Below are 12,402 nucleotides of genomic sequence, written 5' to 3' on the forward strand. Positions count from 1 at the left end.
TAGAACGAGGAGATCCGAAGACAGTGGCGGACACCAGCGACTTCAAGAACGGCCTTGTGCTGAAGATCGACGGTCAGCTCCAGCAGATCATCGAGTTCCAGCACGTCAAGCCGGGCAAGGGCCCCGCGTTCGTGCGGACCAAGCTGAAGAACGTCGTGTCCGGCAAGGTGGTCGACAAGACCTTCAACGCCGGTGTGAAGGTGGAGACCGCCACCGTCGACCGCCGCGACATGACCTACCTCTACCACGACGGCTCGGACTACGTCTTCATGGACGGCGAGACCTTCGACCAGATCTCCATCTCCGAGGCCACCATCGGCGACGGCGCCCGCTTCCTGCTGGAGAACATGACCGTGCAGGTCTCGATGCACGAGGGCGCGCCGCTGTACGTCGAGCTCCCGGTCTCGATCGAGCTGGTGGTCCAGCACACCGACATCGGCCTGCAGGGCGACCGCTCCACCGGTGGCACCAAGCCCGCCACCTTGGAGACCGGCGCCGAGGTGCAGGTCCCGCTGTTCATCAACACCGGCGACAAGCTGCGTATCGACTCGCGCGATGGCAGTTACCTCGGCCGGGTCAACGCCTGATCCGGCCGACCGGCCGATTCGGGATGATGTGACCGTGGCTGAACAGCCCGTGGACAAGAAGTCCACGTACAAGAAGCTCGGTGCGCGGCACAAGGCCCGCCGCCGTGCGGTCGACCTGCTGTTCGAGGCGGAGGCGAGGGACGTCGACGCCGCCGAACTGCTCGACGAGCGCGCCGAGCTGGCCACCCGCGACCAGTCGGTCGCGCCGGTGCACCCCTACACCCGCACCTTGGTCTCGGGCGTAGCCGACGACCTCGACCGGGTGGACGGCACCATCGAGTCCTATCTGCAGGACTGGACCCTCTCGCGTCTCCCCGCCGTGGATCGCGCGATCCTGCGCATCGCGGTCTGGGAGCTGTTCCACGCCGCCGACGTCCCCCCGGTCGTCGCCGTGGACGAGGCGGTGGAGCTGGCCAAGGAGCTGTCCACCGACGACTCGCCGTCCTTCCTCAACGGTGTACTCGGTCAGGTCGTCCTGGTGGCACCACAGGTGCGCGCCGCGGCGGCCGCGACGAGGGCTTCGCGTCCGGAAGCCGACTCGTGAACAAGTACCTCGTCCTGGTGATGCGTACCCCGCGCTTCGATTCCGCCGTGATCGAGCCGCACCGGCGGTTCCTGCGGTCCCTGCACGACCGCGGGCAGTTGCAGGAGAGCGGGCGTTTCACCGATGGCACGGGCGGTGCGTACGTCATCTACGCCGAAAGCCTCGATGCCGCACGGGAGATCGCGTTCACCGACCCCGTGCATACCACGGGCGCTTCGGAACTCACCGTCTACGAGTGGGAAATCACGGCGGTGAACTGAGTTCGTTTCGCTCCGAACTCCGGCCTCTGCTTCCGGTCTATGCGATAGCAGGGTCCGTCGAGGCGCGCCTGTTGCGCGGCATCGGCTGCAGGGCACCATGATTCGGCGCTCGGGACTCCCGCTGGTGGGTGTACGGATGACCAGCGGGAGCCCCGGGGAGCCGGGTGACTCCACACGTGAGATCGAATCGCCTCGATCCGGCCTCCGTGCGATCCTCCAACCTCGACCGCGCTCGAGGTCAAGGCAGCGGAGCCGCGGCACCCGGACTCGACCGCCTCTGCTCGACGTGCCCGCTCAGCGGTTGCGCCGACTAACCCATCACCAACAGCGCTGCCACCGCGCCCGCGGTGGCGATCATCGCGAGGACGAAACCGGTGAGGACGAAACGCGTCATGGGGACGCGTACATCGTGGCTGCGGCAGAATTCCAAGCACAGCAGTGTGGCGAGCGAGCCCCACGGGGTGACGATCGGGCCGACATTGGTGCCGATCAGCAGGGCGAGGAGCTGGTCGCCGTTCTGAGCGGGGATCACCGCCTCGCCCGCGGTGTAGGCCGGCAAGTTGTTCGCGACATTGGACAGTCCCGCGCCCGCAGCGGCGGCGCGAAACGCCCCGGACGCGCCTGGATCGGTGCCGATCACCGTGTGCAGCACATCGCCGAGGCCGAATCGGGTCAGGGTGGGCACCACCAGGAACAAGCCGACCACGAAGACGAGCAGCTGCCACGGGATGAGCGACAGCCGCAATGCCCTGCGGTCGAAGACCGCGAACGCCGCCGCCGCGATCAGCGCAGCCAACGTCGCCGCGACACCGATCCGGTCGCCGACGAGCGGGATCGCGACGATGAACAGCAGACAGGCCCCCGCCGTCGTGTAGAACAGCGAGCGCTCCCGGAAGTTCACGGGGCGGATCGGGTCGGGCGGCACATAGCGGTCGGTTTCGCGCAGTCCGCGCCGCCAGTACCACAACCACAGGCACACCGTCGTGGCGGCGATCGACACCAGTTGCGGCGCCCACATCCGCGCGGCGAATTCGGGGGCGGTCAGTGCGACCCGATCGGCGGCGAGCAGGTTCGTGAGATTGGAGACCGGGAGCAGCAGGCTCGCGGTGTTCGCCAGCCAGAGAGTGGTCATGGCCAGCGGCAGCGGCGGAATGCGGGCAGGCGCCGCCAGCGCCAGCATGACCGGGGCGATGAGCACGGCTGTGGTGTCGAGGTTCAGCAGGATCGTCGTCGCCGAGGCGAACAGGACGCAGAGGGCGAACAGCGCGGGGTAGTAGCCGCGACCGAGGATCGCGAGACGATGGGCGATGGCGTCGAAGACCTTGGCCTGCTTGGTGAGTTCGGCCAGCACGATCACGCTCGCGAGGAACAGCAGGAGCGGGCCGATGCGGCGCATGTTCTCGGCGGCCTCGTCGCGGGGCAGGAGCCCGGTGACCACGCACAGCAGACCGGCGCCCAGCATGGCGAACCGCACCCAGTCCAGGACGCCGAGCCGCGGTTTCGAGCCGGACGCAGGCACCGTGGCATGCGAGGGCGGTTTCCGCGGGGAGGAGTCGACCAGTTCGCGCACGAGGGCCATCATGGCAGCCTTTCCCTGACACAGCAGGCTTATGTGACCCGTTGATCGTGCCGTTGAACAATGGTACGTTATTCGCGTCACAGCGGTCGCACGTCGACTCGGACAGGGATCGGCCCATTTCCTCGGAGCCGAATCGGTTGCGTCCGAGGTGATCTCGGTGCTCGGCCGCCTCGAGCCAAGGATGTGGTGCCCATGACCATCGTCGTCGGATTGGTATTCCTGTTCATCCTCGTCGGCGGCGGCCTACGCTCCGCCGAAGCCGGCTGTCAGAACACCCTGATGAACTACATGAGGAACATGTGGCTCTGCGCGGTGATCTCGTACGCCGTCGCGCTGACCGGATTTCTGATCTTCCTAGCCCTGTCGTCGAAGACACCGTGGCCGACGCTCGACGACGTGCGGAACATGCCGTGGTGGGCGCCGTTCGGTGGCCTGCTCGGCGGGGCCGCGGTGATGGGCATGATCGCCGTCGCCCGCCATGTCGGGGTGGCGACGTTCAGTGCGCTCGTGATCATCGGCGAAATGGTGGTCGCGGTGATCATGGACAACTTCGGCCTCATGGGATTCGAAGAGCGGTCCGCCAGCCTTCCCCGTTTGGTGGCCTGCGGATTGATCACGCTCGCGATCTACCTGATGGCCGACGACTCCGAAACGGGTGCGCGCACGGCCAGCGTCACCTGACGACAAGTTCCACCCAGCTGCCGGTCAGCCATCCAACCTTCGCACCCTCCCGAGGATTCACGATGACGGTCAAGACCGCCGAAACCCGTGCCGCACTGCCTCGTGTCACGACGGCACTCATCTTCGCGTTCATCCTGGTCGGCGGCGCGCTGCGCTCCGTGGAAGCCGGTTGCCAGAACTCGCTGAAGCTCGCGTTGAAGAATGTCTGGCTGTGCGGCGTGATCTCTTACGCGGTGGCATTCACCGGATTCGCCATTTTTCTCACGGTCGCGCTGCTGGTTTCCGCCAACCGGCCGTGGCCGACGAGGGCCGACATCCGGAGCATGCCCCGGTGGGCGCCGTTCGGTGGACTGCTCGGCGGGGCCGCAATCCTGGCGATGATCTCGGTGGCTTCCGATGTGGGAGCGGGCACCTTCAATGCCCTGATCATCGCGGGTCAGATGTTCGGCGCCCTGGCGATCGACCACTTCGGACTGATGGGGTTCCCGCGGCGCGCGGTGAGCCCGAAGCGCGTCGCCGCCTGCGCGTTGATCATCATCGGCATCTATCTGATGGCCACCTACTGAACTGCGAAGCGGCCAGGGTAGCTGCCGATGAGCGCACCGTGCTGATAGACGGATAGGGTATCTGTCGCAACGTTGCGTCGCTGAGGAAGTAGGAGACATGGCCGCGAACGAGCTGACCGTGACGGACGTCCACAACGCGCAGGAGGCGTGGGCGCTGTTCGACCGCCTCCCGGCGGCGCGAGTCGAGGACATCACGACGGGGCGCTGGCAGGGCGAGGAACTCGAGACCGGTCATCCGATGGATGGCGTGCTGGTCGCTTCGGGCTGGTACGGCAAGCAGTTCGACGGCCCCGACCATGTGCATCCGCTGCTGTTCACCTCCGGCGGCACGGTGTTTCCGATCGATCCGCGCCGGGTCCCGCTCTCGCTCGCCGGGCGGGTGCCGCTCTCCGGTGTGCGCGCGGTGCGCAAGATGCTGCCGGTCCTGAGCCCCGCGCTGCGGACGAGCAAGCCCACCGCGCGTCTGCGCGAGGTGGAATACCGCGGCGTGACGAGTGCCGCGATGGTCTACGACCACCTGCCGATCATCGATCACTTCCGTGCCGCCGACGAGCACACCCTGTTCGGCGTGATGGATCTGCGCGGCATGGCGGAACCGTATTTCTTTGTCCTGCGCAGGGACATCGGCTGAAGCCGCCGCGGATCCGGTCGGCCGTCGCCGATCGGGTCCGGTGCCGCGCCCGCCGCACTAGGATTTTGCGCAAACAGGCGACACCTTGCGGCGATGCGGCGACCGAGGGAGGGATAGTCGATGGAACGCACGACATGCCTGGTGGTCGGAGGGGGGCCGGCCGGAATGTTCCTCGGGCTGCTGCTCGCGCGAGCCGGCGTCGCCGTCACGGTGCTGGAGAAACACAAGGACTTCCTGCGCGACTTCCGCGGCGACACCGTGCATCCCACCACCCTCGACCTGCTCGACGAACTGGGGCTCGGTGCGGAATTCGCGAAACTGCCCGCGCGCAAGGTGGATCAGGTACAACTGCCGGTCGCCGGCGGTCTGCAGACCCTCGCGACGCTGAAGAACTTGCCGGGCAAGCACAAATACGTCGCGATGGTGCCGCAGTGGGATCTGCTGGATCTGCTCGCGCGGGCCGCGGCCGAGGAGCCGACCTTCCGGCTGCGGATGAATACCGAGGCCACCGAGCTGGTCTGGACCGACGGCAGAGTCGGCGGCGTCGCCTACCGGACCGCCGACGGCGCGACCGGCGCGATCGAAGCCGACGTCACCGTGGCATGCGACGGGCGCGGTTCGCTGTTGCGGTCGGCCGCGGGGCTGTCGATCCGCACATGGCCGACGCCGATGGACGTCTGGTGGTTCCGCCTGCCGCGCACCGAGATCGACCCCGCGGGTGCGCTGCCGATCGTCACCGCCCGGCGGGTGGCGGTGCTGCTCGACCGCGGCGACTACTGGCAGTGCGCGACATTGATCGCCAAGGGCGCCGACGAGTCCGCCCGCCGCGAGCCGGTCCAGGACATCGTGCGCGGCCTGGCCGAGGCCGCGCCTTGGCTGCACGACCGGGTCGATGCCTTGACCAGCTGGGACGAGGTCAAGCTGCTGGAAGTAAAACTCGACCGGCTGACCAAGTGGTACACCAACGGCCTGCTCTGTCTCGGCGACGCCGCGCACGCCATGTCCCCGGCCGGCGGCGTCGGCATCAACTTGGCCGTCCAGGATGCCGTCGCCGCGGCGAGAATCCTTGCTTCGCCGCTGCTCTCGGGCACGCTGGGCACCCGCGACCTGGCCATGGTGCAGCGCCGACGAAGATTCCCGACCGTTGTCACGCAGGGAATCCAGCGAGTCCTGCACGCCACCGCGATCGCTCCCGCCCTCGACGGACGAATCGACATCGCGAGCGCCCCGCGCGCACCGCTGCCGATCCGGATCCTGCGCCGCATTCCCGTCCTCCGCAGCGTTCCCCCGTTCTTGCTCGCCCGCGGCGTCTTACCGGAACACGCTCCCTACTTCGCGCGGCGAGGTGTTTGATTCGCAGCGACTTCATGGTGGCGAACGGACAATGCTCGGTCTCGCGTCGCTCGAAACCTGTGGTCGAGCCGATGCCGGTTGCGTAGGGCGGTAGCCGCGCGCCCTGAATCGCTGAAGTGAGTGCTCGATTTCGCTCGACACTTGGTGTGAGGGTTGAACCCTCTCTGCCCAACAGTGCACGGTACCTCGCACGCACGCAGCGGGTGTCGGGCGAGGGACGGTTGGTGTGCGAGGACGGCCTGCTCGTGGGTGGTCAGGCGAGGGTGTCGGGGGAGGAGGTGGGTGGGGTGGCGATCCAGCCCGCTACCACCGCCAGGCTGGTCGGGCGGTGGACGGCGAGGAAGCCGAAGGGGCGGTCGAAGGTCACCGAGATCACGGGTGCGCTGTGGGGGCGCAGCGCCGCCGCGGCCGCGCGCAACGCGAAGGCCGTCACGGCGGCGGCCTCGAACCCCTCGTGACTGAAACGGGCGAGGACCTCCTGTGCTCCTTGTCCGACACACAGCGGAGCAGGGGAGATCGCGGGGAAATGGCCGCGCGTGCAATCGGTGGCGGCGGCCAGGCCGAACAAGTCGGACGCGGTGAGTAGATCGTGGGTGGAACGGACCTCGAAGGGTGGCAGTCGGACGCGCAGTTGGCCGGTGCTGGACAGCACCTGCTCGGTGCGCACGCTGAGCCCCGGGCCCTCGGTCCCGACCGGTAGGTCGGAGCGGATCGGCGTGGCGCCGGACAACGCCGTCAGGCCTGTTCCGAGCACGGCCGCGGGTGTTCCGGCGCCGAGCAGAAGGTGGACGTCGAGGTCGGCGACACCTTCGATGACGACGCGCGTGACCGGTTGCGGCGCTTCCAGAATCGCGGCGCTACCGACCTCGGTGCTCGTGCGCGACAATCCGGGCCCCCGATGTCCCCGCCACGGACCGTCGTTCGACGTCAGCGTCCCGACTTCGAAGGGAACCTGCCACCGCGTCTTCGCCACCAGCGCCGTCGCGAGCACCAGGAGGGTGTCGGGATCGACCGTGAGCGGGAACCGCTCGATGAGTCCGTCGGTGTGCCGGGCCGCCCAGCCGTCGAGCTCGGACTGCCCGGTCAACCGTGCGAGGACTCCCTCGGGAAGTGTCCGCGACCACGTCTCGTGCAGCGGAAGATCGCGGTGCACCCACACGCCCAGTGCCGCCGACACCGCCTCCGCGCGCTCGAGGTCGCGCAGCAACCGCAGCGCGCCGTCTCGCCCGTTCGCGGCGGGCACCCCTATCGCCGTCGTCAGTTCCTCCCGCGCCGGACCGTCCGCGGCGGAGGCGAGCAAGGCCAGCAGCGGCCACACTCCGGCACCGGACACCACGAAGTCTCGCTCGCCTGCCGTCGCACACCACCGTGCGGTGAGCGCGTTGGCGGCATCGACGTGAGATTCCAGAGAAGTCCGCACGACCCCCACCCTAGCCACGGTCGCGCCGGCCTCGCGCCGTTCGCGCTATGCGACGGACCCTGGACGCAGCACGATCTTGCCCAGCGGCGCTCTGTCCTCCAGCAGTCGGTGCGCGTGGCCGGCCTGATCCAGCGGCAGCACCGCCTCGACCAGCGGATCGAGTTGACCCGCCGCCGCACGGGCCAGCACGGTGGTGCGCGCGGCGGCGACTCGGTTCAACCATTCCGGCCCCGCGCAGCCGGTATAGGTGAGGCCGCGCATGATCAGGTCGGTCGCCGTTATCTGCGCGGGTGCGCCGGACAGCCACCCGTAGCCCAGCATCCGGCCGCGCAAAGGGGTCATGAGGTCGAGCAGACCGGAAGCGCTTTCGCCACCGATCGAATCGAACACCACATCCACCGTTGCGCCGCCGAGTGTTTCGCGTAGCCGGGTGGTCCACGCGGGGTCGTTGTGGTCGATCACCTCGTCGGCCCCGAGTTCGCGGGCGCGGGCCGCCTTCTCGGGACCACCGGCGGTGCCGATGACGCGAGCCGCCCCGAATTCCTTGGCGAGTTGGGTCAGGGCGCTTCCGATGCCCGTCGCGGCCGCTTCGATCAGTACGGTCTCGTCCCCGGTCAGCGCGGCGGTCTCCAGCAGTGGAACAGCCACCGTGCCGTTCATCAGCACCGCGGCCGCGTCCACCGTGGACAGGCCGTCCGGAACGGACGCCACGGAATCCGCGGGTGCGGCGACGAATTCGGCGTACGCGCCGAACCCTCTGGTCGACACGACGACCCGCTGCCCGATCAGCGCCGGATCGACCTGTGTGCCGACCTCGGTGACGATGCCCGCCGCCTGGAACCCGAAGACCAGCGGGAGCGGCGCACCGAGTGGGAACTCGCCGGAGCGCAGCTTGGTCTCCGGGAACAACACCGGGATCGCCTCGGCGCGGATCACCACCTCGTCCGCGGCCGCCCGCGGCGCCGGGACCTCACGCGGTACCAGCACGTCCGGGCTTCCCGGCGCCGTCATTACGATTGCCTGCATCGAGAACTCCATAAGTTGACTGACGGTCCAATTGACTCACTGATCATATGGACCGACGGTCAACTTGTCTAGAAAGCGGGTGCGATGGGCGACGAACGGCCCAGGGAACGGGCGGACGCGGCGCGCAACCGGCGTGCCATTCTGGACGCCACCTTCGCGCTGCTCGCCGAGCACGGCGCCGAAGCGATCACCATGGATCGCGTCGCGGCGGCCGCCGGGGTGGGCAAGGGCACGGTCTTCCATCGTTTCGGCAACCGCGCGGGGCTTCTGCACGAGATGGTCGCCGAGAGCGCGCTCACGCTCATGGAGGCGGTCACCAGCGGCCCGCCGCCCTTGGGGCCCGGCGCGCCCGCGGACGCCCGCCTGACCGCCTACTTCGACGCGATGACACGACTGGTGATCGACAATTCCGAACTGATGGTCGCCTACCGCACCGAACCGCCCCATCCACGCACCGCGGAATTCCACGCGTTCTGGGACAACCACATCACCACGTTGCTGCGCGAAGCGCGTCCCGACCTCGATGCCGAGGCGGTCGGGCGGCTGCTGCTCGGCGCACTGAGTACCGAGGTGGTGCCCGCCATGGTCCGGACAGGCCAAACGGATCGGTTGCTGGCGGCGGTGCGCGAGCTGGTGGAGTCGGTGCTGCGGGCGCCGTGACCGGTTACCGCGGGGTTGTCGGTGCCACGAAAGTCGCCGCGGCGGAGAGCGGCCGCAACCACCGCACTCGGGTGCCGACGCGATACGACTCGCGCCAGGATACGCGCCGGAACAGCAAGGGGATCGCAAGCAGCAGAAGTAGTTTCAGGCCGGCGAACCCCGGACTCTGTTGTGTAGCGAGTCCTCCGCTTCGGCGAACCGCTGTGATCAGTCCCGCGACAGAATCGCGTCGAAGCGCTCGTCCGCCCGATCGAGCTGATCGAGGATGTGCCTGCGGACATGCTCGGCCAGCGGCGTGTCCGGTCGGGTGACCAGGTCACGGTATACGGCGGTGAGTGGGCGGTACTTGGCGGCGAGTTTGGCCATCGTGGGACCGGTTGCGTAGAGGATGCCGACGCCGTTGTCGGTGAAGTCGGAGAGCTTGATGACCCGGGCCCACGGGTCTCGGTCCAGATTGGCCGCGACATGCTCGCGGTACTGTGCCTGCCGGTCGCGCGCCGGATCCGGTTCGGGATTGGTCACCGCGGCGACGAGATCGGCCACGCGCGCGCCGAACCGATCGCTGAGCGCGCCCAGCGCGGCGTCCACGGCCGGGCCGGAGCGGTCGGCGGCCAGTTCGGCGGCATGGTCCTCGACCGAGTCGTGCAACAGGCCGGCCGCGACCACGTCGGGATCCCGGACCTCGTAGTGGCTGATGATCCGAATCGTCACGCGCAGTAAGTGACTGAGGTAGGGTTCACGGCCGTACCGATCGTCGCGATGCAGGTCGGCCGCGAGATCGAGCGCCGCGGCCAGGCGCTGCGTGTCCGGCAGCTCGGCGATTTCCAGCAGTAGTCGTTCCCGCAGCCCGGCCTCGCCGTAGACCTCGCTGATCGTGTGCAGCGGCATCACGGCCAAGACCCCCGCCCCTGGATTGCTCATGATGCCAGGCTAACCGGAGCTGGTGACACGCGACGGACGACGATTACTCGGCCTTGGGTACCAGGGTGTTCTGCCTGGCCGCGATGTGCCAGCGATCGCCCTGCTTCACGAAGACGTAGAGCGCGATCATGGCGTGATCGCTGTCGAGGAGTTCGCCGTCGGCCGTGGTCGCCCACGCCCGCTTGTGACCGATCGCGACATCGGGGCGAAGGAACGTGAGGTCGGCGAGCTCGTAGCGGGCGTATTGATCCTTCAGGAATCCGGCCAGACCGCTGCGGTTCGCGTCGAGCAGTGCGTCGAATCCGGTGATCAACGTGCCCATCGCGTTGACGACGGCGGCGTTGGCGGTGAAATCCGCCGAGAGCAGCTGCGCGTCGTTGGTGTTGAAACCGGCCTGCGCGTCGGCCACGATCCGGCGGATCGCGACGATGTCGTCGGTGTGGTCCACCGTCGTGTCTCGGACCAGGGGCGGGGTGGATGCTGTCGTACTCATGCCGACGAGCTTCCGACCTCAATGGCGGTTCAGGTCAAGCTGGTCGCGGTGTTGCCCGGGGCACACGGCGCGGGTCAGCGGACGCCTCGCGGGCGGTACTGGATGCTGATCCGCGGACCGGCGGGCCTTCGCGTCTTCGGCACGGCGTGCTCCCACGTGCGTTGGCAGGAGCCGCCCATGACCAGTAGATCACCATGCCCCAGAAGGTATTTGACGCTCGCGCCGCCGCCGCGCGGCCGAAGCGACAATGCTCTCGGCGCCCCGATCGACACGATCGCGACCATGGTGTCGTGCGTGGCGCCGCGGCCGATGTTGTCACCGTGCCAGGCGACGCTGTCGCGCCCGTCGCGGTAGTAGCACAGGCCCGCGGTGCGAAACGGTTCGCCGAGTTCATGGTGGTAGTGCTCGCTGAGGGCCGTGCGGGCGTCGGCCAGTGCCGGGTCCGGCAGCGGTTCGTGCTCCGCGTAGAACCGCAGCAGCCGGGGCACGTCGACCACGCGGTCGTACATCGGCCTGCGCTCGGCTTTCCACGGCACACTGTCGACCAGCCGGTCGAACAGTGCGTCCGCACCCGAAAGCCAACCGGGCAGCAGATCCACCCAAGCCCCGTGGTCGAGCACCGTGCGGCGCGCATCGCGAAGCGGCGCGAATTCGGTGTCACCGAATCCGTCGAGCAGCGACCCTTGCAGCGGTGTGGACATGCGGCCGAGCGTACCGCTGATCGAACATATGTACTAGCGGTTTTCGGTCAGGGTTGTCGGATCTTCGGGAAAATGGTCGGAGACAATGAGCCGGTCGGCGCTGACCGGACAAGGGAGTTGACATGTCGGAAACACCTGCGCGGGCGCCCGAGGCCGGCGTCGCGATGACGGCCATCGGCGTGGCGGTGATTCGCGCGTGGGAATCGCGGCGGCCGGACCGCCTCTACGACGACCCCGCGGCGCAGCTGTTCGTGGACGCGGCGCGTCGCACCCTCGGCGCAGGGCCGGACGGTGCGGCGCGCTGGGCGCGGCTCGAGGCGCTGGCCGAGCAGTTCTACGCGGGCCGCAGCGTCTCCGTGCGGCTGGTGGACGACGACGTCGAGACGGCGGTCGCGGCGGGATGCCGTCAGCTCGTGATCCTCGGCGCGGGTCTCGACACCAGGGCTTACCGGTTGTCGCTGCCGGGGGAGGTCGACGTCTTCGAGATCGACCTGCCGGAACTGTTCGCGTTCAAGGAGCCGGTGCTGGCCGCCGCGAACGCGAGACCGGTCTGCGGGCGTTACGTGGTGGCCGCCGATCTGCGCGAGGACTGGGCGGGCGCGCTGCGCGCGAACAGATTTCGCGCCGATGTCCCGACGCATTGGGTCGACGAGGGTGTGCTCGGCTACCTGCTGCGCGAGGACGCGATGCGGGTGGTGCGCACGGTGACCGATCTTTCCGCGCCGGGAAGCCACTTCGGCCTCGCCGAGTTCGACACCACTCAGCACAGCGAGCGATACACCGAACTACGGCGGTTGGTGCGCGCGGGGGCCGACGGGCCGCGGGAACCCAGTGGGCTCGGACGCGACGCCGAACGGTGGCTCGCCGAGAACGGATGGCGGACCGCGTTCCGGGCCTGGGACGATCTGGTGGCGCCGCTCGATCGTCCGGCCGCCCTGGGCAGCCGGGATCTCGGACTGATTCTCGCGGTACGCGAGTAG

15 protein-coding genes are annotated in these 12,402 nt (G+C 68.5%); 9 read left to right on the forward strand and 6 right to left on the reverse strand.

Going from position 1 to position 12,402, the window contains the following annotated elements; all coding sequences use genetic code 11:
• Positions 1 to 23: 23 nt before the first annotated feature.
• From efp to LTT66_RS25460, 3 genes are read left to right on the forward strand one after another with little or no spacing between them, the layout of a single operon-like run.
• Complete coding sequence (gene efp / locus LTT66_RS25450; protein ID WP_039798939.1) at positions 24 to 587, forward strand: elongation factor P; 564 nt, start codon at positions 24 to 26, stop codon at positions 585 to 587.
• Positions 588 to 621: 34 nt separating this feature from the next.
• The gene (nusB, locus tag LTT66_RS25455) at positions 622 to 1,131 is read left to right on the forward strand and encodes a transcription antitermination factor NusB (RefSeq protein WP_233060952.1); all 510 of its coding nucleotides are present in this window, start codon (positions 622 to 624) and stop codon (positions 1,129 to 1,131) included.
• Entirely contained in the window at positions 1,128 to 1,391 is a 264-nt protein-coding gene (locus tag LTT66_RS25460) for a YciI family protein (protein ID WP_181720843.1), read from the forward strand. Before nusB ends, LTT66_RS25460 begins: the two co-directional genes overlap by 4 nt.
• 310 nt (positions 1,392 to 1,701) lie before the next feature.
• Here the strand turns inward: LTT66_RS25460 and LTT66_RS25465 are convergent, their stop codons facing one another.
• Complete coding sequence (locus tag LTT66_RS25465) at positions 1,702 to 2,973, reverse strand: SLC13 family permease (protein ID WP_233060953.1); 1,272 nt, start codon at positions 2,971 to 2,973, stop codon at positions 1,702 to 1,704.
• A gap of 189 nt (positions 2,974 to 3,162) precedes the next feature.
• Here LTT66_RS25465 and LTT66_RS25470 point away from each other — a divergent pair, with 189 nt between their 5' ends.
• The 4 genes from LTT66_RS25470 (at position 3,163) to LTT66_RS25485 (ending at position 6,201) form a co-directional block, all read left to right on the forward strand.
• Positions 3,163 to 3,651 (forward strand): DMT family transporter, encoded by a 489-nt coding sequence (locus LTT66_RS25470; RefSeq protein WP_233060954.1) that lies wholly within the window; start codon positions 3,163 to 3,165, stop codon positions 3,649 to 3,651.
• A gap of 62 nt (positions 3,652 to 3,713) precedes the next feature.
• The gene (locus tag LTT66_RS25475) at positions 3,714 to 4,217 is read left to right on the forward strand and encodes a DMT family transporter (protein ID WP_195064267.1); all 504 of its coding nucleotides are present in this window, start codon (positions 3,714 to 3,716) and stop codon (positions 4,215 to 4,217) included.
• Positions 4,218 to 4,314: 97 nt separating this feature from the next.
• On the forward strand, positions 4,315 to 4,848 hold the full coding sequence (locus tag LTT66_RS25480) for a DUF4334 domain-containing protein (protein WP_233060955.1): 534 nt from the start codon (positions 4,315 to 4,317) through the stop codon (positions 4,846 to 4,848).
• A gap of 120 nt (positions 4,849 to 4,968) precedes the next feature.
• Positions 4,969 to 6,201: an FAD-dependent oxidoreductase gene (locus LTT66_RS25485; protein ID WP_233060956.1), complete on the forward strand. Its 1,233-nt coding sequence runs from the start codon at positions 4,969 to 4,971 to the stop codon at positions 6,199 to 6,201.
• A gap of 253 nt (positions 6,202 to 6,454) precedes the next feature.
• Here LTT66_RS25485 and LTT66_RS25490 read toward each other — a convergent pair whose 3' ends face one another.
• Positions 6,455 to 7,621 carry a serpin family protein gene (locus LTT66_RS25490; RefSeq protein WP_233060957.1) on the reverse strand — a complete coding sequence of 389 codons (1,167 nt, stop codon included), beginning with the start codon at positions 7,619 to 7,621 and terminating at the stop codon, positions 6,455 to 6,457.
• A gap of 45 nt (positions 7,622 to 7,666) precedes the next feature.
• Entirely contained in the window at positions 7,667 to 8,647 is a 981-nt protein-coding gene (locus LTT66_RS25495) for a quinone oxidoreductase family protein (RefSeq protein WP_233060958.1), read from the reverse strand.
• A gap of 84 nt (positions 8,648 to 8,731) precedes the next feature.
• Here LTT66_RS25495 and LTT66_RS25500 point away from each other — a divergent pair, with 84 nt between their 5' ends.
• The gene (locus LTT66_RS25500; RefSeq protein ID WP_233060959.1) at positions 8,732 to 9,307 is read left to right on the forward strand and encodes a TetR/AcrR family transcriptional regulator; all 576 of its coding nucleotides are present in this window, start codon (positions 8,732 to 8,734) and stop codon (positions 9,305 to 9,307) included.
• Between the two features lie 207 nt (positions 9,308 to 9,514).
• Here LTT66_RS25500 and LTT66_RS25505 read toward each other — a convergent pair whose 3' ends face one another.
• The 3 genes from LTT66_RS25505 to LTT66_RS25515 all read right to left on the reverse strand — a co-directional run bounded on the left by LTT66_RS25505 (position 9,515) and on the right by LTT66_RS25515 (position 11,422).
• Entirely contained in the window at positions 9,515 to 10,228 is a 714-nt protein-coding gene (locus LTT66_RS25505; RefSeq protein ID WP_181720850.1) for an HD domain-containing protein, read from the reverse strand.
• 43 nt (positions 10,229 to 10,271) lie between these two features.
• Complete coding sequence (locus LTT66_RS25510) at positions 10,272 to 10,721, reverse strand: SgcJ/EcaC family oxidoreductase (RefSeq protein ID WP_233060960.1); 450 nt, start codon at positions 10,719 to 10,721, stop codon at positions 10,272 to 10,274.
• A 74-nt stretch (positions 10,722 to 10,795) separates the two neighbouring features.
• Entirely contained in the window at positions 10,796 to 11,422 is a 627-nt protein-coding gene (locus tag LTT66_RS25515) for an alpha-ketoglutarate-dependent dioxygenase AlkB (protein WP_233060961.1), read from the reverse strand.
• Positions 11,423 to 11,544: 122 nt separating this feature from the next.
• On the opposite strand from LTT66_RS25515, the gene LTT66_RS25520 reads away from it, so the two are divergent.
• On the forward strand, positions 11,545 to 12,402 hold the full coding sequence (locus LTT66_RS25520) for an SAM-dependent methyltransferase (protein WP_233060962.1): 858 nt from the start codon (positions 11,545 to 11,547) through the stop codon (positions 12,400 to 12,402).

It is taken from the genome of Nocardia gipuzkoensis, from assembly GCF_021183645.1.
Taxonomy (GTDB): domain Bacteria; phylum Actinomycetota; class Actinomycetes; order Mycobacteriales; family Mycobacteriaceae; genus Nocardia; species Nocardia abscessus.